The 22344-nt window shown below is 69.4% G+C and carries 19 protein-coding genes and 3 pseudogenes; 7 read left to right on the top strand and 15 right to left on the bottom strand.

Going from position 1 to position 22344, the window contains the following annotated elements; translation table 11 throughout:
- Positions 1-38 precede the first annotated feature (38 nt).
- Positions 39-344: a hypothetical protein gene (locus ABT360_RS29570; RefSeq protein ID WP_351823093.1), complete on the top strand. Its 306-nt coding sequence runs from the start codon at positions 39-41 to the stop codon at positions 342-344.
- Here the strand turns inward: ABT360_RS29570 and ABT360_RS29565 are convergent.
- A complete protein-coding gene (locus ABT360_RS29565; protein WP_351823090.1) occupies positions 314-1264 on the bottom strand; it encodes an RNA-binding protein in 951 nt (316 codons plus the stop codon). The genes ABT360_RS29570 and ABT360_RS29565 overlap by 31 nt on opposite strands.
- 135 nt (positions 1265-1399) lie before the next feature.
- On the bottom strand, positions 1400-2296 hold the full coding sequence (locus tag ABT360_RS29560; RefSeq protein WP_351823087.1) for a hypothetical protein: 897 nt from the start codon (positions 2294-2296) through the stop codon (positions 1400-1402).
- 533 nt (positions 2297-2829) lie between these two features.
- Between ABT360_RS29560 and ABT360_RS35450 the strand changes: the two are divergent.
- Positions 2830-2946 (top strand): annotated as a pseudogene (locus ABT360_RS35450) (IS5/IS1182 family transposase); the annotation flags it as partial.
- Positions 2947-2965: 19 nt separating this feature from the next.
- Positions 2966-3091 (top strand): annotated as a pseudogene (locus ABT360_RS35445) (IS5/IS1182 family transposase); the annotation flags it as partial.
- A 61-nt stretch (positions 3092-3152) separates the two neighbouring features.
- Here ABT360_RS35445 and ABT360_RS29550 read toward each other — a convergent pair.
- The 4 genes from ABT360_RS29550 to ABT360_RS29535 all read right to left on the bottom strand — a co-directional run bounded on the left by ABT360_RS29550 (position 3153) and on the right by ABT360_RS29535 (position 6778).
- Positions 3153-3497: a fic family toxin-antitoxin system, toxin component gene (locus ABT360_RS29550; RefSeq protein WP_351823084.1), complete on the bottom strand. Its 345-nt coding sequence runs from the start codon at positions 3495-3497 to the stop codon at positions 3153-3155.
- A 186-nt stretch (positions 3498-3683) separates the two neighbouring features.
- A complete protein-coding gene (locus tag ABT360_RS29545; protein WP_351823081.1) occupies positions 3684-4028 on the bottom strand; it encodes a hypothetical protein in 345 nt (114 codons plus the stop codon).
- 183 nt (positions 4029-4211) lie between these two features.
- Positions 4212-4709 carry a hypothetical protein gene (locus ABT360_RS29540; protein WP_351823078.1) on the bottom strand — a complete coding sequence of 166 codons (498 nt, stop codon included), beginning with the start codon at positions 4707-4709 and terminating at the stop codon, positions 4212-4214.
- 587 nt (positions 4710-5296) lie between these two features.
- Positions 5297-6778, bottom strand: a complete 1482-nt coding sequence (locus ABT360_RS29535; RefSeq protein ID WP_351823075.1) for a hypothetical protein — start codon at positions 6776-6778, stop codon at positions 5297-5299.
- Between the two features lie 1594 nt (positions 6779-8372).
- On the opposite strand from ABT360_RS29535, the gene ABT360_RS29530 reads away from it, so the two are divergent.
- Positions 8373-8813: a hypothetical protein gene (locus ABT360_RS29530; RefSeq protein ID WP_351823072.1), complete on the top strand. Its 441-nt coding sequence runs from the start codon at positions 8373-8375 to the stop codon at positions 8811-8813.
- 1139 nt (positions 8814-9952) lie between these two features.
- Here ABT360_RS29530 and ABT360_RS29525 read toward each other — a convergent pair.
- Both ABT360_RS29525 and ABT360_RS29520 read right to left on the bottom strand, forming a co-directional pair.
- Positions 9953-10189, bottom strand: a complete 237-nt coding sequence (locus ABT360_RS29525; RefSeq protein WP_351823070.1) for a hypothetical protein — start codon at positions 10187-10189, stop codon at positions 9953-9955.
- Between the two features lie 114 nt (positions 10190-10303).
- Positions 10304-11338 carry an IS630 family transposase gene (locus tag ABT360_RS29520; protein WP_351823106.1) on the bottom strand — a complete coding sequence of 345 codons (1035 nt, stop codon included), beginning with the start codon at positions 11336-11338 and terminating at the stop codon, positions 10304-10306.
- Positions 11339-11486: 148 nt separating this feature from the next.
- Between ABT360_RS29520 and ABT360_RS29515 the strand changes: the two genes are divergently transcribed.
- Positions 11487-11681, top strand: coding sequence for a hypothetical protein (locus tag ABT360_RS29515; protein WP_351823067.1), 195 nt, complete (start codon positions 11487-11489; stop codon positions 11679-11681).
- Between the two features lie 85 nt (positions 11682-11766).
- Here the strand turns inward: ABT360_RS29515 and ABT360_RS29510 are convergent, their stop codons facing one another.
- A complete protein-coding gene (locus ABT360_RS29510; RefSeq protein ID WP_351823109.1) occupies positions 11767-12105 on the bottom strand; it encodes a hypothetical protein in 339 nt (112 codons plus the stop codon).
- 40 nt (positions 12106-12145) lie between these two features.
- Between ABT360_RS29510 and ABT360_RS29505 the strand changes: the two are divergent.
- A pseudogene (locus ABT360_RS29505) lies at positions 12146-12582 on the top strand (cytidine deaminase family protein).
- A gap of 47 nt (positions 12583-12629) precedes the next feature.
- Here ABT360_RS29505 and ABT360_RS29500 read toward each other — a convergent pair.
- Both ABT360_RS29500 and ABT360_RS29495 read right to left on the bottom strand, forming a co-directional pair.
- Positions 12630-13673, bottom strand: a complete 1044-nt coding sequence (locus ABT360_RS29500; RefSeq protein WP_351823064.1) for a threonine/serine dehydratase — start codon at positions 13671-13673, stop codon at positions 12630-12632.
- Positions 13674-13727: 54 nt separating this feature from the next.
- The gene (locus tag ABT360_RS29495) at positions 13728-14303 is read right to left on the bottom strand and encodes a hypothetical protein (protein WP_351823061.1); all 576 of its coding nucleotides are present in this window, start codon (positions 14301-14303) and stop codon (positions 13728-13730) included.
- Between the two features lie 255 nt (positions 14304-14558).
- On the opposite strand from ABT360_RS29495, the gene ABT360_RS29490 reads away from it, so the two are divergent.
- On the top strand, positions 14559-15209 hold the full coding sequence (locus tag ABT360_RS29490) for a TetR/AcrR family transcriptional regulator (RefSeq protein WP_351823058.1): 651 nt from the start codon (positions 14559-14561) through the stop codon (positions 15207-15209).
- Positions 15210-15463: 254 nt separating this feature from the next.
- Here ABT360_RS29490 and ABT360_RS29485 read toward each other — a convergent pair whose 3' ends face one another.
- The 4 genes from ABT360_RS29485 to ABT360_RS29465 all read right to left on the bottom strand — a co-directional run bounded on the left by ABT360_RS29485 (position 15464) and on the right by ABT360_RS29465 (position 22135).
- On the bottom strand, positions 15464-16894 hold the full coding sequence (locus ABT360_RS29485) for a serine/threonine-protein kinase (protein ID WP_351823055.1): 1431 nt from the start codon (positions 16892-16894) through the stop codon (positions 15464-15466).
- Positions 16895-17394: 500 nt separating this feature from the next.
- The gene (locus tag ABT360_RS29480; RefSeq protein ID WP_351823053.1) at positions 17395-18264 is read right to left on the bottom strand and encodes an alpha/beta fold hydrolase; all 870 of its coding nucleotides are present in this window, start codon (positions 18262-18264) and stop codon (positions 17395-17397) included.
- A gap of 1623 nt (positions 18265-19887) precedes the next feature.
- Complete coding sequence (locus ABT360_RS29475; RefSeq protein WP_351823050.1) at positions 19888-20601, bottom strand: hypothetical protein; 714 nt, start codon at positions 20599-20601, stop codon at positions 19888-19890.
- Positions 20602-21616: 1015 nt separating this feature from the next.
- Positions 21617-22135, bottom strand: coding sequence for a DUF4396 domain-containing protein (locus tag ABT360_RS29465; RefSeq protein WP_351823047.1), 519 nt, complete (start codon positions 22133-22135; stop codon positions 21617-21619).
- Positions 22136-22344 lie beyond the last annotated feature (209 nt).

Raw genomic sequence — 22344 nt, 5'->3', positions numbered from 1 at the left:
CGCGCCCCAGCGCAGTCGAACCGACGAATAGGACCCGTATGCCTCCCGGTACCCCGCCCACCACCGCCGCCCAGGCCGTGGAAATCGTCCGCAGCCAGTACGCTCAGCCCAAGCTCCCCGACGGCACCCCCGCCGAACTCAAGGTCCACGAGTTCGACATCGGCTACCTGGTCTACGCGGTCTTCCCGCGCCGCACCGACGCCGCCGGCCGCTCGCAGCCCTCCCCGCCCGGCGGAGCCAAGATCGTGGTCTCCAAGGAGACCGGCGAGTCCGTCACCGTCCCCAACTACCCGATCGAGCAGGCCATCGCGCTCTACCGCAAGGCCTTCGAGCGCAGCGACTGAGCCTTCGTCCGACACGAGACTGGCTTTGAGGTCATCCGCCCGCGCGATCGGCCACCAGGGCGGCGAGCTGCTGGCATTCGGTGTCGTACGACGATCGCGTGTGTGATCGTCCCGTCCTGCGCCTCCCAGACAATCTCCACGGAGCCCTCCTCGGGTAGCGTGGCGAGGACCGCGCCGGCGTCGGGGGTCAGGTCGGGCCGAATGGTCAACAGGGCGCGCGGGCCAAGGCCGGCGCGCACCATGTCGAGGTTCTCCTGCGTGAGGCGGTGCCAGCGTGCGGCGTTGCGGACGTATGCCTCTTCCAGGAGTGCCGTCTGCCGTGAGGCCGGCTCCGTGCGCACGCGGGCCCAGAAGTCCTCGTCAGCTGGCTCCGTCACTTCGGGTTCCTTGAGCTCCGCGGCGTAGGGCGAGGCCGTCAGCGGTTCTGGGGAGAGGCCGAGTTCCCGGGTATGGGCCACGGCTTTTGTGCAGAGCCGGTCGCTGCCCACATACATGTACTGGTCCCACCCGACGTGCACGGTGAACGCGTCCCCCGCCTCCAGCCGACACCAGGCGCCCTGGTCGCGGAGCATGGCCCGGACCAGCTCCAGAGCCACTGGTAGGGAGACCTCGGCACCGGCGTGGTAGCCGGTGAGGCCGGGCGGGAAGAGCCCACTGAGGCCGTGTCCCTCCAGGGGCGGCTCCACCCCGAAGGGGACGAAGCCGGTCGCCGAGGGCTCACGGATCTCCAGCCGGCCGATGCCCGAGGCCTCCGTAAAGGCCACGATTGCCGCCAGGTACGCCGCTTCGACCGGCCCGTGATCGCTGACCGTGTCCTCGACGCCGGTGCAGTGGCCGGGCTCGTCACGGTTGATGGCGCTCCATGAAAACGGCCACCCCTCGCTCGGGGCACCCCACACCTGCTCAGTGGATCTCCCCACCCATCGGCCATCCACCTGTCCAGGGGTGGCCCGGAGGCCGGCGCGCAGCGTGGCCGCAGGCGCCTCTGACCGGCCGGCACGGCCCGCACACTGCACGAGCGGGTGGCGCCGGTCGACAACGCGAGCGGCGCTCGCTCAGCCTGTCCTGACCACCCAGGCCATGGCCAGGGCGGGAGCCAGGCACGACAGGAGGGCAAGCGGCCGGGCGTAACCCGCCACCTCGAGTTCCAGGGCAGTGGGCACGAGCAGTGCCCCACCAGTCAGGAGGATGCCGAGCGCGGGAAGGTGGACTTTGGGGCGGAATCTGCGCAGCCGGTGCAGATCCTTCGCGCTGGCGTACGCCCTCAGGCCGCCGCCTATGGCCAGGATGAGGGGCCAGATCCAGATGCCGAGAAAGGCGACGAAGATCAGGCGGGGGTTGGAGCGTTCACCGTTTTCGGTCACGGGCGTCCCGGGGTCGCGGGGAGCGTAGTAGACATCCATCTCGGTACCGGGCACGGGCGGCTTGTGGCGGGTGTACATGCCGGGGACTGTGATCTCGCGGGGGCCGTCCTCGTACGGGATCCGCAGGGTGAGGTCGGTGAGGTAGTACGGCTCGATGTCCTCGTCGCCCTCCTGGAACTCCGGCAAGCCGGCAAGACGGACAACCCTCACCTCGTACTCGCCGTATCCGGCACGCTCCAGGCGCTCGGTCTCACGGCCGTATGAGCTGCTGACGGTGAAGGCCGTCAGAAAGGCGGCGAAGGTGGCCACGGGGACGCCGAAGCCTATGAGATAGGGCAGGACCGGGTTCGGCCGCCGAGTCTCCCGAAAGGGCTTGCTGAGCGGGTCGCGGGCACGGGCAACGGCCTTGTACGAGGCGATCACCCAGCCCGCCGCGCAGACCACGGCGAGGCCGGCGAGGACCAGCTCGACTACGAGCGGCGGGTACGGCGAGACCCCCCAGACGGAGGCGACCACGGCGCCCACCCCGCTGAGGAGCATGCCCCAGCCGGTGAACGTGGTGGCGGCACTGCGGGCGGGCATGCTCATGGCGTGCAGCATATGCGGCCCCGCTCGGGCGCTGTCGCGGGCTCCCTGCACGTGCCCGGTCGATCGAGGCGCTCGGCGGCCGCGGCCGCGAGTGGGCGTCGCGGACAGGTTCTGCCCTCACGTCAGAGGCGGGTTCCAGGCGGGCTCGTAGCCGGTGACCACCGCCGGCCGGCGTCCGGCCCCGCTGCCGCCGTTAAGTCCGGTTGAGATACGGCTTTTCTCCCATTCCGCCGAGCGCCGGACTGAGTGGGGCGACGAGCAGCCATGGCCGTTGCCAAGGATTCCCATCACGGCCGGCGGGGTCGTACTTGGTGATCCGGTAGACGTACGACGGCGACACGCTGTTCCCTGGACGGTCAGAAGGGGTGCCAGCGTAGTTCCCCGGTCCCAAAGAGCTTGATCAAGGAGATCCGGAAGCTGCCCTGCGGGCCATCTATCGCGCACGGAGGTCAAGTAGCACACACAAGGGCCATCTATCGCGCTCAGTCGCAGTAGTTGGGCAAGCCGGGGCTGGGGCGGCCCGAACGATGCGTGGCCTCTCGACCGCCAACACCCATGACAGCCAGGCCCCGAAGCCCATGGTGCTCGGTCGCCAAGGAGACACGACCCCCACTGCGGCCGACACTTCAAACCCCAGCGGCTGCATGCCGCACGATGTCCTGACTCACCGGATACCGCAGACTCAACCACCGCTACGAACGACACCCCCGCAACTACCTGCCCTTTCTCGGCCTCGCCGCCGCACTCTGCTGCTACAAGCGACTCCTCGGCCTCACCACACAGGACGCGGTCTGAGAAGATCGCCGCCGTCGTCCGGGACACCGGGGTTATCTGACACGGCATCAGCGCCGAGGAGCTACGGCTTCCAGGTGGGCAGTAGCTCGGCGATGCGGGTGGCGGTGCAGCGGGGGTCGTACAGCTCCTGGGCGAGAGCCGTGAGCTGGTCGCCGCTTGGGTCGGCGAGGATGCCGCTGGCGTTGAGATACATGACGGCGACGGCGCAGGCACCGGTGAGGTGGGAGCGCTCGAGCCAGCGGCAGCGGCCGAGAGTGGGGACCAGGGCGGCGGCTCGGACGTAGGGCCCGCCGTACACGGGCTGCTCGAGCAGCTCGGCGCGGTGACGGGTGACGGCGGCGATCGGTACGCCGAGCTCGTCGGGTGCCGGGTCACGGTGGCCGGCGCGTTCGGCGTGGGTCAGCATGGCGAGGTGGCCTGGCGGCGACTGCGGACCGGCAGTGGACGGCTGTCGATGACAGCGCGGGAGGCGGCAGCGAGGCGACAGCCGGCGCGGCGCCGGAGTGGCGGGGCACCAGGTCCGCATCGCTTGTAGGTCCGTCCAGGCCGCCTCCGACGTGGGCTTGGAGGGACAGCGGCCACGGTGGCCGGGTCACGACAGCAATGTCTCGTTCAGCAGGGTCCGTATGGTCGGGATGCTGCGCTTGACTCGAGCGTGGGCCGCTTGGCCGGCGGGGGTGATGTGCAAGCGGGTGTCGGAGGACCGGCTGATCAGGTCGTCGGCAAGGAGGGCCTCCGTCTCAGCCTGGAGGTCGTCGCCCGGGAGGACGTACTGCTGAAGAAAGTCGCTCAGTTCCTGGAGGGTGCGGCCGGGGGCATCGGCTCCCAGATCATTCGGGGCCAGGTAGCGAAGGATCCAGTACTGCGGCTGTGTGAGGCCCAGTGACGCCAGTTGGCGGCGTATGAAAGCGATGCGGTCCGTCTCTTCTGCAGGCATGTGCACAGGGTTCAACCTCAAGCCGGGTCGAGGTCAAGCGAGAGCCGACAAGCGGCAGCCTGCTGCTGCCGCATTCGCGAACGGTGCGCAGACGGCGGGCGGTGGCCGCATCGGTTCCCGGTCGGCGTGACCGTCACCGGGCGACCCTGGCCCGCAGCCGCGCGGGTCAGGTGCCGGAGATGGTCAAACGGCGCAGGCTGAAGGTCCTGACGGGCGGCCGGCCTGTCGCGCAATGACGTCTTCGGCCTGAGACCGGACCTTCTGCGACACCTCCCAGGCCTCGACACCATTGATCCTCCTGCGCCATCGGCTTTGCGGCATCACAGAGCAGTGCACCGTGAACTCACGCTCGTTGAAGGTGAAGTCAGTCGTGACAAGGACGACTACGTCGGCACGGCCGACACAGGTGTACGTGTGCGGCGCGGTGGCCAGCTTTGCGCGTCCTCTCAGGCCGGCGGTGAAACGGTCGGCAAGTTCGCCAGCGGTGAGTCCGTACGGGTTGATCCCCGTGACCTCGAACCGGTGGCGGCCTTCGGTCATGTCAGGGGTCATGGGCCTACCGACACGGCGGGCCGCGAGCTTCGCAGACAGCAGGTGAGCCGTGGCCAGCGGGACCGGGATCAGCAAAAAGGCGCAGGCAAGCATGAAGCCGAAGGATCCGAGGGACTCCCCTGCGCTCACGTCAGGATCCGGCGCCAGGCTTGCAGCGAGGACCGCGCCCGCCAGGACCCCGACGGCCGTGGCCAGGACGAGAGCGGCACGCAGCGCGCGCAGCCATATCAGAAAGGGCGCAGAACCACGCAAGACCGTATACCTCCGGGGGAATGTATCAGGGCAGGACCGCGGAGGGCCTTCCTGAAGGGAGCAGGTAGCCGGCGGTTGCCGACCCGGCAGTATCCCAGTGCCCAGGCACCCCCTCCACAGCGGACGGCAACCGGGCGCCAAGTACGGCGGCCGGCGCACATTGCTGCTGACGATTGCGAGCCAACTCACGCTTGACGCACTCATCAGGCCGTCACCAGGAATTTCGGGAAAAGAAGTCGTTCGCTGTCGCCGGAGGTGAGCTCGGTCCGTAACGGCGGCCACGTCGACGTGGTGGAACTGCAGGCCGGGCCCGGACAGTGGTTCTGCGCGCCGGCGTGGGAGCAGGGCCAGCAGGCCGACGCATTGGACGTGCTCGCTCCGTACCTGGCAACCGGCTGGTGGACGGCTGTCGTGGCCGCGGCCGAGCTGCTGGAGGCCTGGGACTGCGTCGACGAGGCCCCGAACTATGTCTTCTCGGGGTCTTGCGGCGCCAAGTCCGAGACCTCGTACGCGAGGCTCGCCGGCACCGCGGCGTCCACCGCCCGGATCACCTTGCCGCACCCGCTGTACTTTTGGGGCGAAAGCTCCATCAGGCAGCCGGACGCGCCGAAGAGTGTGCGGTCGTCACCATCTCGCTCCAGGCCGACGATCTCGTCGAAGCCTATTCGGTGCACTCGCCCGTCCCCGTCGAGCTCCGCCACACTGTCGCCGGTCAACACCAGCCGAGACCGGCGCGCCGCGCCGTACTTCGCGCGCGCCAGCAGCGGCGGCCGGAACACCTCGCCCGCGGGCAGTCCGCCGTGCTCGCAGCAGGCACCCCGCGGCAGCGGTCGTCCGTCCAGGGCAGCCAGCCGGGGTTCGACATCCGGCGCCACGGCCAGCTGTGCGGTGGCCAAGGCTTGCGCGAAGCAGGCACGGATGTCCTCGGGGACGACGGCACGCAAGGCGGACAGCCGGGCTGCGGCGTCCCGTGACGGGAGTCCGAACAGCTGGGCGGAGGCCGCCAGGTCCAGCTCCGCCTCCACGGCGCGCGGGTCCTCGTAGCTCTCCCGGAAGCCCTCGATCTCCTCTTTGAGCTCGGCCTCGGTGGGCAGCTCCCGGCCCAGGCGCAGTGCTTCCTGCCAGAGCAGCTCCCCAATCTCGGCTTCCTGCCCGGGGCGGGAGTCCAGTGAGATCAGGTTGTCCACGGTGTGCTCGTCACGCAGGCTTGACTCGACCTGTACCGCGTAGCTCAGGCCGCGGCGGTGCCGTGCGAGCTCGGTGAGCCGGTGCTCGAGGATCGCGAGACCGAGAGCTGCGGCCGGTGAGCCCAGGGGCATGGTCAGGGCGATGGCGGCGCCCTCGATCGGCGCCTCGTCCCAGGACGCACCAGGACGTGCGGCGGGGGCCGTGCGTTGCGGCGGCCGGCCCTCGGGCAGCGGTAGCCGCAGACCTTCGGGCGGAGGGCCGGTGAGATGGAGAACGGCGTTCCCGCGGGTGAAGTACGCAGCTGCGTGAGCCCGGACGGTGTCCGCGGAGAGCCGGTCGTAACCGGGCCCCGTGTAGGGCGCAAGGCCGGGCCCTTGGGCCCCGAACCGCTGGTTGAGCAGGAATGCGGCGGCCGGGGAAGTGACCGAGGACGCCTCGGCGGTCAGGATGCCGGCCTCGTGCTGGATCCGGTCCAGCGGCAGGTCGGAAAGGGCGGCGCAGACCGCCGTCAGGAAGGTGGTGATCTGTTCCGGGCGTCCCGAAGCGGTGAAGCGGGTGGCTTCCATGTCGACGGAGGCGTTGTGTTCGTGGTGCAGCCGGGGCAGCGTGCTCATCGCCAAGTGCTCGATGAGATGGGTGACTCCGATGGTGCGGAAACTCTCGTCCCGGGCGCCGCACCCGAAGGTGAGCGCCGCGCTGAGGGGAGCCGGGCCGGGGGCCCACAGAACGGTCACACCGTCGACGGTCGTGCGCTGCATGAGCCCGATGTTACCGACAGCCCTGGGCCGGGCCCGCGTCGAGCCTGCGTAACCACCCCTTGATGGCACCGTATTGCGGGTGGCCGAGGCGAGACTGCAGATCATCGCGGGCAAAGCCGTTCCGGAGGGGTCGCTGACAGCCGATCCTTGACGGCTTCGGAGCAGGTGCGTTGATGCGTTCGCCACTTCACGCGGGCCCGTGGGTTCACCCATCGGTCATGCGCCTCATACGTCCTCGGCACCCCTTGGCCGCTCGATGTGGAGGAGGCCGTCACCTGCACTGAATGGCATGGCGGTGGTGTTCCTCTTCGCCGAGTTGACGCTGCCGGTGCTGGGAACGGTCATCGAACGTGCCAGAGCACAGAGATGGCAGCGCCTTTGACGGGGACGTCGGCCGGGCCGCATGCGAGATGTGCGGCCCACACCGTTAGTGGGCCGGCTCGGCGGCTTGCGCGGGCGGCCAAGGCTCGCGGACTCCGACACCTCAGGCGCGGCGAATCTGCGCGGGGGGGGCGGTCATGTAGAGGCTGCGGCCGGCGCGAATCCAAGAGGCGGCGGGGTCTGGCAGGGCCGCCCTGCCCGACCCCGCCCTCTGGTCAGCCGATCAGCCAGTGGAACACCGGACCCAGACTCCAGCGACCAGGCGGCTGGTGCCGCTACTCCTTCACTGCGCCGAAGACGCCCGGCGGCCGCGGCCTCCACTCCGATCCGCACACCCTGCACCAGCCACCCAAGCCATGATCACCCACGCCTCCAACTCGGGCTCCCCTGACTTTCCGGAGACGGCCTACGAGCATCTGTGCCGCGGTGGAGAGAGGTTGACGCTCGAACCCGACCGACACGACGCCCTTTCCCCTTCAACTATCGCGTGGGGAAGGGGTGTCGTCTATGAGCGGCTTGCCCACTGAGGCTGACCTGGGGCGACGAGCAGTGTCCGATGCGGGAGGTCAGTACCTCTCGCAATGGTCCCGGTCCCCCGCTGAAAACCGTTCAGCCAACGGTCCAGCCTCCTTTCGGTGCCCCCCATGCGGGCCCTTGAGGGCGGAGCCCGGGTCAGCCGCTGGAGAGCTGTATGCCTTCCCGAACTTCGCCACGTCGGCTGCGGTGACATCCAGGTGCAGCCGTAGGAAGCGGATCGGATGCTTCCACGCCCCTCGGTCGCGGCCGACGGGCCGGCATCAATGGCGAGACGCGCCGGCCAAGGGAGGCCGGACGGGCCTCGCGCGGCAGGACGGCAGCTCGTCCCCCGCCCGCGGCAGGGTGATAACGGCGCCAGCGATGACGGCGGCCTGGAAAGAGACGCCGCGTGCCGCGAGCGAGACTTGTCATGCATACAGTCCCGGATGCCGGGCAGCAGCACATCAACGACAGCTCGGCTACCCCCTTCCGAGCACATCGGCCCCGCCACCATCCCCCCGTGGCGGGGCCGCCCCACATCCAGCCCTCCCCGGAAGAAGCAGTTGCCGCGGGATGCCGGCCCCAGCGCACCGTCGCCCCGGGATCTTGTCAATCCCGTCGCAAGCCCCGCCATGCGCAAGCAACCCCGAGCTCAAGCAAATGGAGTGATCAAGCATGTTCAGGGCAAAGAGGCTGTGTGTCTGCCACTATTGCCCTGCTGCTGTCGCATGTTCGAAGCGTGCTGCAGCGGGCCGGATTCTTCCTGGTCGACGCGGCTGACGACGTCACACCCGGCATGCGCGTCAGCGCAATCCCTTCCGGGGTTCGCGTGCACTGGACCGCGCTCGGCGGGAAGTGTACGGCTCATATGGGCCCGGAGAGCCCACGGGGGTCGATCGTTCGTGCCGCGGTCACAGCCGTACTGGCCGACCACCGTCTGTGCGTCATGTCGAGCGGCGCAGCCGACGATCTCATCGTGCTCCCCTCTGACCAGATTCACTTTCGCCCCCGTACTACACCGCGTGCGGGAGAACACGGCCGGGAACATGCCGACGATCTTGGCGCCGCTGCCGATGACGGCCACGGCACGGCCGGTGGGGTGCATTGTGCAGGCATGAGTGGGTGTTTTGAACGCTGACGCCGCCGGGCAGGACAAATCGGACCTGCCCCTACCGGTGAGCCGTTATTCCAGAACCTCACCATCCAGGTCGAGACCTTCTCGGTCATGAATGCCGAAAACGTGCAGAAGGGCCTGTTCCAGGTGAAGTCGACCGCCATCTGAAGATGGCCATCGATCCTACCGCGCCAAACCTGCGTCGCCACCACGTGCAGGTCCAGTCAGAAAGGTCCGGCTGCAGCCGCACCCGCTGCCGACCGACGGCCCCTCCCGGTGGACGCCCCAGGTCCTCAGCGTCCGCAGAACCTGCACCTCATGTTCGTACGTACTCCCCCACACGGCGTGAAACGCCATCCGCACCCGGAGCCGGACATCAGAGTGGAGGTCCGGCCGGGGCCGTACGTGCAACAGGTGGCCATTCGAGGGAGCAGGTGCGCTTGGCGGTAAAGGCCGGCGCTCGCGCGTCTGCGGGCCAGCCTGCGTGACCGGGCCGACCACCGACTCACGAGACCTCCCCCCTCGGGTATTGCGTGGGGAGGGAGCCAGTAAACGAGCCCTCTGGGCGACGAGAAGGGTGAGATCGCCAGGGGACATCGCCGCCCGGAACGTCGTCACCCGGGACTGCTGGGGGCGGAAAGAGGAGGTTTTCCAACGCATCGGAAGCGAAGAGAAAGGCCACCATCACAACCGGTACCAGCAGGGCGAGCAGGATCACAGAACCTCCCGGCAGGTCGGTCCGTGGGCTTCACAGCCCTGCTTCCAGGATGGGGCCGAAGGGAGCAACACGCACGGCGAGCTCGGACACAACCGAAGCGGCAGCGGGACAGGGAGGGCCGCTGCGGGTCGGGAGCTGGCGGACGGGGGAGCTTCGCCTCTGGTCGGCCATCCATGACCGGATCATGAAGAGTGCCACGTGCGGTACTGCGCGAAGATCGAGCGTTCCACCTTGTGGCCGGCTCTCGCCTCACGCCTCAGCGGTACTGCGGCGTCGGACTAAGAATCGCCCGGCTTACGTGCATCTGATCGCGCTGAGGAAGACCGGGCCATCTGTCTGCGTCCTGACCTCCAGGGCTCCTCGCACCAGACCACTGAACGTCACGTAGGCCGCCCGGAAATTCCGGTACCCGGCGTCGTACTCGTCCCGCCGCTCGGGACTGTCGTCACCGATGAGCGCCTTGAGCGGCGGCTGCAAGCGTCGCGCCATATCGCGCGTGGTCCGCCGCGGCGGAGACCTCAGCAGGGCCGTCGAGACGGACCTCGTGCATGGCGCTGTTCATGTCCCCGATGGCCGAGCTGATGCGCTCATGCATCTGTCTCAGGAGCCGGTCCTTGCTCGCACGGTCGCGCGCCGCGTCGACGTCATCAATTTGCCACGTGACCGCTGAGAAGGCGTGCACGCAGCTCATCATCTCCGCCGTACCTCCCACACAGACAGCGCAGCCGCAGCAGTGCCGTCAGCAACATCCTGGACAACTCCTCCTGTGGTCCGCCGGTGATCCAAACGAATCGGCCTAGTGTCCTGAGTCGGAGATTCGTCGGCAGTAAGTGGCGACCTTGTCCAGGATCTCGTCGGCGGTCTTCGTCCAGACGAAGGGGCTGGGGTGTTCGTTCAAGTCGGCGAGCCAGGTCCTGATGTCACGTTCGAGTGCCTGGACGGAGCGGTGGACGCCGCGGCGGAGCTTCTTCACGGTGAGTTCGGCGAACCACCGCTCGACCAGGTTCAGCCACGACGACCCGGTTGGGGTGAAGTGCAGGTGGAAGCGCGGATGCGCCAGCAGCCACTTCTCCACGGCCGGGACCTTGTGGGTGATGTAGTTGTCCAGGATCAGGTGGACCTCGAGGTCCGCGGGCACTTCCTTGTCGAGCTTGACCAGGAATTTCTTGAACTCCAACGCGCGGTGGCGGCGGTGCAGTGAGCCGATGACCTTGCCGGTCGCGGTGTCCAGGGCGGCGAAGAGGGTGGTGGTGCCCGCGCGCACGTAGTCGTGGCTGCGGCGTTCGGGCACCCCGGGCATCATCGGCAGCACCGGTTGGGACCGGTCCAGGGCCTGGATCTGCGACTTCTCATCCACGCAGAGGACCAGGGCCTTCTCCGGCGGATCGAGGTAGAGGCCGACGACGTCACGGACCTTGTCGATGAACAGCGGGTCCTTGGACAGCTTGAACGTCTCGGCCCGGTGCGGCTGAAGGGCGAACGCCCGCCAGATCCGTGAGATCGCCGACTGCGACATCCCGGTCGCCGCGGCCATCGACCGCGTCGACCAGTCAGTGGCGTCCTTCGGCGTCTCCTCCAGCGTCTTGATGATGACGCGTTCGACATCAGCGTCGGTGATCTTCCGTGGGACGCCGGACCTCGGCTCGTCACACAGACCGTCCAGCCGGCGTTCCAGGAAACGCCGCCGCCAGGCCCGGACGGTGTCCGTGGTGATGCCCAGCCGCCGGGCGACCTCCGCGATCGCATGACCGTCCGCGCTCTCCAGGACGATCCGCGATCGCAACGCCAACGACTGGGCACTCGAACGACGACGCACCCACGACTGCAACATCGCCCGCTCGGCATCGGACAGCACCACCGGCGGGATCTTCGGTCCAGGACGACTCACACCAGACCAACGACAAATCTACGACTCAGGACACTAGGGTCTTTCGTTTGGATCGCTCCCGCCGGCCGAGGTTGTCGGTGAGGATGGCCGTGTGACTAACCGCATCAGCTGTCTCATCTCGGCCTTCGGCGTTCTTGCCACCATGTTGCTGCTCGTCGGCGCCTTTCGCGAGTACCGCTCTGGGGCATCGGCTCTCTGGATCGCGGCTGGAACGGTGATCTTCTGCGCCGCCTTGTACGCGCTTGTACGGGATGTGCGACAACTGCGCACAGGGCAGCCGACCTGACGAGCGGCACCGGTCCTGACCGTGCCCTCCGGTCGTTGGTTCGGGTGTGCCGTGGGCTGACGCGCAGTGGGCGCGGCTCGAGCCGTTACTCCCGGACCGGACGCCAGGCGCCTGCGCTGAGGCACAACGAGATCCTGGCCACGATGGGCCTGGGCGTGACGGGCTCGGGGCTGGTCCAACGCCGCTGCGCGTGGACGAGTGGACGGACGACCCGACATACCGCCAGGTCCCGCCGGGCGCGGTCGGGGAGCTGCATGGAGGTTTCGAAGATCTCGCCGGGGAGGTGGAGGCGGCCCAGTTCACCGCCCTGCGTTACTTCAGGCTGGACGGCACCGACCATGCCAGCCACCAGCAGCATGATCCGCTGGTACATCATCTGGCGGAACAAGCACAGCGCCGATATTCGCTTGCACGCCATCGTCACGCCAGCCAACGTCGCCTGACACCCGACGAAGGCAGAGAAGATGACCGCGCAGACCCACCCCGTCGACCATGAACTCATCCAGGCCGCAGCCCACGTCGCGCGCACACGCTGCCGGGGCGACAACCACACCATGGCAGCCGCAGCCCGCGCCCGGGACGGCCGGATCGTCACCGCGGTGAACGCCTACCACTTCACCGGAGGACCCTGCGCCGAGTTGGTCCTCATCGGCGCGGCAGCCGCCCAGGGAGCCTACGAGCTGGACGCAATCGTCGCCGTGGGCGACCGCGACCGAGGGGTTGTCCCCCGTGCGGCCGGTGCCGCCAGGTCCTTCTCGACTACTTCCCTGCGCTGAAGGTCATCGTCGGTGAGGGAGACCGCATCCCAACCGTCCTGATCACCGACTTGCTGCCGGAAAGCTACGTCTGGGCCGACCACCAGCTCGACGCCGAGAAGACCGCGCCACTCAGCACGGCCTGACACCACCAGCCGGCAACAGCGTGAAACGTTGCCAGATTCGGCACTCGTCAGGACTGCATCAGAGTCCGGGTGTCGGTGTTCGCGCCGCAGAGGACCACGCATACCTTCTCGCCGCCGGCGGGCCGGTAGCTGGGGGTCGGAGTCCTGGGTCGGGTCGGCAGGTCGGGGTCGGGTGTGTGCTGGTCGGGGGCGAGTAGGGCCGCCAGGGCGGTGGCCGCGCCGTGCTCCACCGCGATCCGTCTGTGGTCCCACAGGGTCTGGCGGGTGCGGACGATCTCGGTGTCGGGGACGAGTACGGAGTGGACGCGGTCCTGCTGGGCAGCGTGCAGGGCCATGGCGGAGGTGCGGCGTGCGCCGAGGGAGTCAGCGGCGATGGAGTCGACTGGGACGTCGACCGGGCGGCCGGCCTCGATCGCGGCGTTGAGCGCGCGGCAGTTCGTCGGCTCGACCGCCACGGTCCGGATGCCGTGGTGCTGGGCCGCCGTCGCGATGCCGGCGAACAGCCCGCCACCGCCGACCGCGACCACCACGGTGTCCAGATCGGGGATCTGCTGATGGATCTCCTCCAGCAGGGTACCGGCGCCGGCGGCGATCAGCGGGTGGTCGTAGGCGTGCGAGGCGAGCGCGCCAGTGCTGGCGGCGAACTCCTCGCAGGCGGCGAGCGCCTCGGCGTACTCGGTACCGACCAGGCGGACATCCGCGCCGTAGTCGCGGAGCTTGGCAGCCTTGACCTGCGGGGCGGTGGTGGGGAGGAACACGGTGGCGCGCACCCCCTGCCGCTGGGCGGCCCACGCGCACGCGAGACCGGCGTTGCCGCCCGAGGCGATGGTGATCCCGGCGTCGGGAAGGGCGCCCGTGTCGCGGTGGGCCTGGATGAAGTTCTGGGCGCCGCGGGCCTTGAAGGAGCCGGTGTGCTGCATGAACTCCAGGGCCAGCCACACCTCGCAGGGCTGCCCTGGGCTGTCGTCCAGGGGGTCGCAGTGGCCGGTGCGGATCGCGCCCGGATCGAGGGGGGCCAGGGTGACGGGGCGGATGCGCCCCGAGATTCGGTCGGCGGCGGCCTTGATGTCGCCGTAGGTGAGCTGGTGCACGTGTTGCTCCTGTGGTGAGGGGTTACGACCAGGTGATGAGCTGGCCGGTGGTGGTCAGGCCCAGGAAGAACGCGAACGCGATACGGCGCCCGGTCGGGTTGGGCTCGACCGCGTGGAAGTTGGCGGGTTGAACAGCAGCCCGTCGCCGAGCTCGGGGGTGAGGCTGACGTGCTGGCTGTGCTCGACCGTCTCGGGCCGGTACCCGTACGCCTGGCGGCGCTGCTCGTCGGCCGGCTCCCAGCGGTGGCGCCACACGGTGGTCGCCCCGCCGGCGGCCGGGACGGTCACCCAGACGGTGAAGGCGAGCTGGGCCACAACCTCCTGGTCGAACAGGCCGGTGGGGAATTCCCGGTTGATGTCGTGGCAGTGGATCAGGGCCCCGGCGTTGATCTCGCGGAGCGTTCCGCCGAAGACGGCCCGGCCGCCGATGGTGGCCGGGGTGACGACGGCGCCCCAGGCGGTGCCGAGGCGGGCCAGGGAGATGGCGATCGGGTCCGGGCGCACCCCGACGCGCTGCCAGGAGACGCGGGCGGCCTCGGCGTCGCGCCAGTACCGCGCGGCGTCCAGTCGGCCGTCCTGGTCGCGGTAGTCGTTGAGGGCCGGGCCGAACCGGACGATCGGGGTCGGCACCCGGGCCGGGTCGTAGTCGGCGGTCGGCAGCCGGCCCAGCGTCGCGAGCGAGCTGCGGCAGGCGGAGGTGTCGAGGAAGTCGGGGACGCAGACGGCGGCGAGGATTCCGGCCGCGAGGTTGGCCAGGTGCCGTCAGTGAAGCCGGTGGTGGTTAACGCCGTGAACAGCGGGTCGAGCGCCGTGGTGCGGGGCATGTCGCCTCCGTGAGGAGATGGAGCCTACCGTGACGATACGCTGTACCGTACGCTGACTCACATGCCTAGGCAATCCACCTCCCTGGACCTCGCGACCCCCGAACGCATCGCCGAGCAAGCCCTGCTGATCGTGGATCAGCAGGGGCCCGACACCTTGAGCTTCCGGACCCTGGCCTCCGCGCTGGGCATCTCGGTGGCCTCACTCCAGCGCCGCTGCACCGACCTGGCCGGACTGCTCGACCTCGTCACCGACCACCTCGCCGCCCAGCTGCCCGACATCCCGCCCGGCACCGACTGGCCGGCGGCCACGGAAGAACGGTTCACCGCGCTGTACGAGCTGCTGACCGCCCACCCGGGCCTGATCACCCTGCGCGGCGCCCGCCCCTGGCTCAGCCCCCAGCTCCTCAAACGCCTGGTGGAGCCGCAGCTCGCCGACTCCCTCGCCGCCGGCATGGCCCCCACCGAGGCGATCACCACCTACCGGCGCATGTACCTGCTCACCTTGGGCAGCGCCAGCTTCGTGGACCACCGCGACCCCAAGGCCGCCCAGACGACGACCCGCCAGGCGCTGGCCGCACTCGACCCCGAGGAGTTCCCGGTACTGACCGGCCACTTGGCCGCGATCGTGCCCGCCGTGGTGGACCACCAGGTGTACTACGGCGCACTGCGCCAGCTCATCGACGCCGCCAACCCGGCGCAGACGGGGAACTGAACGGAGTCGTGGAGACCACACCAGTCGACAACAAGTAGGAAGATCGGGCCACTTCATGGGGTGATCCGCGTGGGGGTGTCCGGATTTCCGGACATCAAGAGCCGCAAGGCCCCGGGGCCGCTCGGCTCCTCGCCCGACCGGAACGGAACTACATGAGCGCTTGGGTTCCTCCGGCGCGAACCACCAGGCATCGGCGACGGAGGGGTTCTGCCGTCATCCGACGAACCGACCACCTCCCGATGGCCGGTCCCCCATCACTTCTTGAGCTTCTTCTTCGGAGGCTTGACCTTCATCGGCGGCGGGTCCGCCTTCTCGCGCTCCGGGCCTCGTGCCGCGTTGCCCTGCGGACTGCCGTGCTCGCCCCGGGACGCGGCGGCTGGAGCCGCACGCTTGTCGGCCGCCGGACTGGTTTTCCCGGTGGGCTCCTCGGCGACGCCGGTGGAGGGCCTCTTGGTCAGCGGATCCCGGTCGGAAGCCGGTTCCGTGGAGGAGGAGGACGAGGGACCCGGATGACCTGCCTTGGACGACGGCGGTTCTGTTGCGGTCTGGCGCGGTGGCCGGGAGGCCGCATCCTCGGCCTCCGCAGGCCGGCCATCGATGGAGCCGGTCAGCGTGGTTCCGAACACGGCCAGCGCCGCACCCGCCGTCAGCAGGACGCGGCCGACACGGAAGGAGGCGAGCGCGGGGAAAGGCGGTTTCGGGGCTGTGTGCCCATCGCGCGGCGTCGCCGCGACCACCGGACCGGCGACACCACCCGTGCGGGCCCTGGTCACCTCCGACCGCAGTGTGTCGCCGGCCGGGTCCCGGTCGTCTCCCCGGTGGTCGGCCTCCATGAAGGACGGCGGCTCGGCGCGCCCGCCCGGCACGACGGACAGTGCCCGCAGGCAGGCGTGGGCGTCCGGCCGACTGTGCTCGTCCGGATCCGTCATGGCCTCCAGCAGCTCGACGAGATCGCCCGGAAGGCCCGGCGGGATGACCGGGGGCCGGTGCAACCGCGCGATAGCGGCTTCCAACGGCGCACCGCCGTACTCCAGTTCGCCCTTCAGGGACTCGAGGAGCACCAGGCCGAGGCTGTAGATGTCCGCGGCCGGCCCCGCTCCTCTGCCCAGTACCTGCTCCGGCGCCATGTACGCGGCCGTCCCCACCAGCGCGCCGGTGGCGGTGTGGGTGGTGGTGTTGTCGAGCAGCCGGGAGATACCGAAGTCGGTCAGGTGCGGGGCGCCCGTCTCGTCCAGGAGGATGTTCGACGGCTTGACGTCGCGGTGTACGACACCGGCCGCGTGCACGTGCGCCAGTGCCGACGCCAGTGCGGATCCGATCCGGGAGACCTCGGCGGGCGTCATCGGGGCCACGGCGATGCGTCGGCCCAGCGTCGTCCCCTTGATGAGCTGCATCACCAGATAGGGCCGTCCGTCCTCCTGACCGGAGTCGTACACGGTGACCAGCCCGGGGTGCTGCAACTGGGCCAGCAAGCGGCCCTCGTCAGTGAAACGCTCCTCCGCCTGCGCCTCGCCTTCCGGGCGGAAGAACTTCACCGCCACCGGTCGCCGCAGACGCAGGTCGAGAGCCTCGTACACGTCGGCCGCGCCGCCGCGCCCCAGCAGGTCGTCGAGCCGGTAGCGGCCGGCGACCACGTGGGCCGTGAGCCGGAGATCCGGTCGGATGGACCACGGGCGGACCTTCATCTGTGCTCCCTGCGCTCTGCCGTCACCTTCCACTGTCCCCCCGCCCACGCGCATCCGTGCCGGGCCGATGCCCGGCCGCAGCCCGCCCGTGTGCGAGCACGGACTACGCGTGCCCCGTCAGCGCTCGGGCATCCGCGTACACGCCGGGAAATCCGGAACGGGGCCGGCGCGGGACCCACCGCGGCACGCCCCCGGCATGACGCCGACGCAAACCAGTGGGTCCGGTGAGGCGCCCTTCCGGGATGACATCCATGCACCATGCGCTCCGGCGACCAGCAGCCTCGCAGACCCGCCATGGCAGGCCACTCTGGGGTCGTGAACGAATGATCGGCTTCCCTCTCGCGTCTTTGCTGCGGTCCCGAGATGCCCTCTGCCGGGCCGAAACCCCCGTTCGCCACCTCCAGGTAGAGGCGCAGGGTAAGCCAGCCAGAGATCGTGAGGTTAAAAGCCAAGCTGAGCACTTCCCTATGTTGTTCTGCGGCAGGCGGCCCAGAGATTTCTCACTCAGGTCGTCCGGCGAAGAAGTCCGCAAGGGAAGATGCGAGCGCCTGTGGAGCCTCTTCGGCTACGTGATGCCCGGAGTCGATGCCGTGGCCGCGTACGTCCGGTGCCCACTGACGCCAGATCTTCACCGGGTCCCCGTACAAATCCTCGAGGTCGTCCCGGAGCGACCAGAGGATCAGCGCCGGGCACCGGACCCGTGTCCCGGCCGCGCGGTCGTCCTCCTCGTGCCGCCGGTCGATGGTGAGACCGGCCCGGTAGTCCTCCAGCATCGCCCGCACCACGTCGGGGTTTCTCGTGGCCGCGCGCCACTCGTCATAGTTCTCCTGCCCCATGCTCCGGGGGTCACCGCGGTACCAGCTGTCCGGATCGGCGTTGATGACCCGCTCGGGAACATCCGGCTGGGCGAGGAAGAACCAGTGCCACCACTGCGTGGCGAACTCGGCCGTGATGCGGGACAGGTGCTCGGTGAGGGGCAGACAGTCGATCAGCGCCACCCGCGAGACCGCGTCGGGATGATCGAGTGCAAGACGCAGCGCGACACTGCCTCCGCGGTCGTGCCCGGCGAGCGCGAACCGGGCATGGCCGAGGGAGCGCATCACCTCGACCACGTCACCAGCGACGGCCCGCTTGGAGTATCCCGCGTGGTCTGCGGTAGGCGCCGGACCGGTGGACCGACCGTACCCCCGGAGATCGGGACAGACCACGGTGAAGCCGCGTCGGACGAGGAGCGGGGCGACGCGATGCCAGGTCGCAGATGTCCGGGGGTGGCCGTGCAGCAGCACCACTGGCGGCCCTTCCCCACCGTAGCGAAGGAGAATGGATGCTTCATCGACCTGAACCCGCCTGGTCTCAAACCCCTCGAACAAGGCCCGAACCTCCCGTCCTCGTTGACACACCGCCACGGCACTTATCGCCCCGGGACAACCCCGTACACGCACCCGAGGACCACCGGGTCAACAGGCTGCGCAAGCCGGCCCCCTTTGCCGACGAGTGCTGAACCGACACAGCCTTCCTCATGCCCCTGCGGATCCCGTGGACACAACTGCCTGATTCGCCAACGGTGTCGCTGCAACGCCGGGGCCGGAGCGTGTCACGGGTGGCTGTCCGAGCCAGACGATGTTCAGGACGGTCAGGCGGTGCAGGGACCTGTTCACCCAATATGTGAGGAGAGCCGGCCGACGGACGCGTAGCGGACGTCCTCGCCCTCGGGATGTCGGCGTTCCACTGGCCGAGGCTCCACGGGTGGCCGATGACGGCGACCAGGACGTCCCACACGGTGTCTTCGACGTGCTCGGGCAGGGTGTCGAGGACCTTCGCGGCCTGCGCGGAGAAGCGGACCGCGTACGGCGGTCCGGTCACCGGCGCCTTCCCGCAGCTCCGCCATGTCGATGAACTCGCTGTCGCCGCCGTGAGCGGGGACGTCGGCGCTGTGCCCGGAGCGGCGATTCCTGCTCGGCGGGGGGAAGCACGGGCTTTTCCAGCGCGGGGCGCGGTAGCACACCGTAGGTGTACGCCAGGTGGGCGAGCTGCGGCCGGGCGGCCATCTCAACGCCGAACAAACTCGCATTCGGGACACGCGGTACGCCACACGCCCGGCCGTGGACAGCTTGAGGCGTTCCGCGATTTCCGGGTCCCTGCCGCCGGCGGCCATCAGCATCAGGATGTCCCGCTCCAACGTGGGCAACGTGCAGGTCACCGTATGTCTCCAGGTCGGCGGTCATTCACATGTGGCAGAGGGGAGGCCAGCCGCCCTCTCCTGCCGAGGACGGCTGGGTGGACGCGCGTCCGGCCACCGCAGGGGTGCTCGCGCGGCCTGAGCGGTGCACCACCTCTTCCACACGGGGTGGCTTCGGTCAGCTGTAGCGGGGAACGCAGCTGGCGAAGCTGGGAGAGGCCCTGCTGAATCGCCGCCGCGGCAGGGCTCACGGCCGGCCGTTGCGGCGGCGAAGATCGCTCTGTGAGGAGAGGCCCGAGCCGTACAGCGAGCCACACCAGCACACCGGTCGTGACCCCGCCGATCACGGTGAGCTGGATGAGACGAACCCGGACGCGTTCAGCGACTTCTGCTGGTTACGCCGGAACGTCCGGACCGGATGCCTGATGGCCCACCGGGTCCTGTGCAGCGGCCTGCGGGCGTGAGCCGGGGCGGTGGTCATCTGCGTGTCCCCCACTTCGGCCCTGAGACGACCAGGACACCTGGCCGACGCGGCCGCCCGGGCCGCCCTCGCGGGCGGCGAGCTTCAGGGCATGCGCGTCCAGCTGATCGCGGACGCGGCCGCCGCCCTGCTGGTGCTCCTGACGGCGACCGCCCTGTCGGTGTTCGCGCCGCGCGGGGTGACCCGCTACGGGCGCCGTCACCGGCGCGAGCAGACCCACAGCCGCGCTGACTCCCCACCGCCGGGGCCGGCCTGCGCCCGCGCGATGCGGGCGACAGGCGGCCGCGCCGCCTCAGACTGCCTCCTGTCTTCTGACGGCGGAAGCAGGTCGGCTCAGTGCTGGTGTCCGTCGTCGTGCCCGGGCTCCTTGCTGGGGTGGACAGCATTCGGAGAGGTGGGCTGGGAGGTCGGATCGGTGGTGTCGCTGTCGTGGCCGCCCTCCTGGCCTCCGTCGCCTTCCTTCTCGGGCACGGCATCGCTGTGGCTGTGTCCGCCCCCGGACGCCGCCATGGTGGGGGCGAGGTGGCGCAGGCCGAGGAAGGTGAGGGCCGTCACGACGAGTATTGCCAGCCCCATGAGGCTGAAGATGCGCCGCCAGGGCCTCTCGGCCTCCTTCAGGAAGAAGGCGACGAAGGACAGGACGATGCCGAGCGGTATCAGCACGGCACAGCGTTCAGGGAGGTCTGCGAAGTGCTGCATGCCACCGCTGAGCATGCCGAGGCCGAAGGAGAGCATCGTCGAGGTGCCGAGCACGCGCAGGATGCGTGACAGGGGCTGCCTCTCGGTGGCGAGGATGAGGTCGTTGAGGACGGTCGCGAGCAGGAAGACCAGTACGCCGGACCCGGCGATCAGCGAGTAGCGGGCGGGGGCCATGGGGTGGTGGACGACGGCTCCGCTGATGAGGCCGGCGCCCACGTAGTAGCCGACGTAGCCGAGATAGCGCCACGGCAGGGAGGCGCCTTCCCGCCTGCTGTCGGAGCGGCGTTGACCACGGGTCGAATGCGGCGGGGTCGGGGTTGGGGTGGCAAGACGGGGCGAGGTAGACAAAGCGGACCCTTCAAGAGAAGTTCAGTGGGCCTGGGGCTCAGAACGAGACGGGCGGGCAGGACGGGGTCGAAGACCGGGCCTGCCGGGCACAGCGCAACGTGAGCCGGGCCATGACTCCGGCCGCACGCCACCACACGGCAGCAAAGGCGCATCGCAAAGCATGGCCGAGCCGCCGGTGGTGCACGGGCGGAGCTGGCTCACGGGTGTTCCCGACAGGTCGTCGACCGTTGGGCCGGTGTGAAGGCTTACATCCGTAGGACCGCTGAGTCCGACACGGAGGCAGAGGCCAAAAGGGCCGTGACAGGTCGAGCGGCGCCGGATGCATACGCGTACGGAGGCCGGTGAATGGCCGGGGCCTCACACGGGAGGGGCAGTGCAGCGCCCTGTTGTGGCTGGCCGGACACACACTCGTGAGCCGCGTGATCGGACTCCGGAGCATCCTGGTGGTCGGTGTGCCTCGGGCCGGAGTGCGGGTCGGGCGCGTCGTGGCTGTGCCCCGCGGAACCCGGGTCCGAAACGTTCAGGGCTACCGCGTTGGCAGGCGCCCCGGGATGGGCGTGGCCTGCGGCGCTCTCCGCGCTGACACCGTGGCTGTACATCAGCGTGAGGAGAAGCGCGGCCAGCACCCACGTTCGCCACGGGCCCGCTGCACGAGAGCGGGACCGCGGCGCACTACGGGTCGCCCGGGCCACAACCATGCCGGGGAGCATAGCGTCACGCCGTCCGTGGACCTCGCGGGGGCCTGTGTTCCCGCGGGTGAGGAGGTCCGTGGTTCTCGACCTGCCGGCCGGGATCTCGTCTTCCGCCAGGGCCGGATGGCGGGCGGGCGTCAGCGGGTGAGGTGATGAGGTCGTTGCATGCCTGCTCGCAAGAGCGGAAGGCTTCGGCGCGGACGCGGCACTGCTCGTGCATGTCCGCGTGCCGTTCGCATTCGTCGCCGCACGCCGCCCCTTGTCACGTACGCGCCCGGCCCCACCGTGAGGGTGCGGCCGGGCGCGGGGTCGAGCGGCTGCGGTCAGTGGTAGGCGTGGACGACGGCGTGGCCCTTGCCGCGGCCGATCATCCACTTGTTGACCGGGGTCGTGATGACGAAGGCGACAGCGAAGCCACCCAGTAGGGCCGTCCAGAACAGCGCGTCCGACAGGTGGGCGTCCATCGCGCCGCTGAGGGCGATGATGCCGTTGTCGACGAACTCCATGACCGCGATCGAGACGGTGTCGGCGGCCAGCGCCACCCTGATGGCGGACTTGAAGCCCAGACCGGCCCGGCGGACCGCGAAGAGGGTGAAGGAGTAGCCGAAGACGAACGCCAGCGCGATCGCCAGAACCATGGTCGGCAGGTTGCCCCACAGCAGGGCGGTGCCGATGACCATGCCGAGGATTTCGCCGATGGCGCATCCGGTCAGGCAGTGCAGCGTCGCCTTCGCCGCCGTCCCCCAGGACGCGCCCCCGTGAACGTGCGCATCGTGGCCGCCGGCAGCCTGGTGTGCGGCGTGGTCGTGAGCGGTGCTGGTGTGGTGTGCGCTGTAGTCCATGACCATCATCCCCATTCCCGTTCCAGTGTGACCCTGCTCCCCCGGATTCACACCACAACCATGTACCCCCCTGGGGTATTTTCAATGGGCTGGGCCCGCAAAAGACGGAGGGGTGTGCCTGGGCCGCGCGGCCCCCTCGGCGCCGCGGTGCATCTCGTTGCCGGCGCTGGTGGTGAGGACGGTGATCGTGGCGTCGCGGGTGAACTCCT

Source organism: Streptomyces sp. NPDC000229, from assembly GCF_040300825.1.
GTDB lineage: Bacteria > Actinomycetota > Actinomycetes > Streptomycetales > Streptomycetaceae > Streptomyces.
The sequence above is the reverse complement of the archived record's forward strand: the minus strand, read 5'-3'. Positions and strand labels throughout refer to the sequence as shown.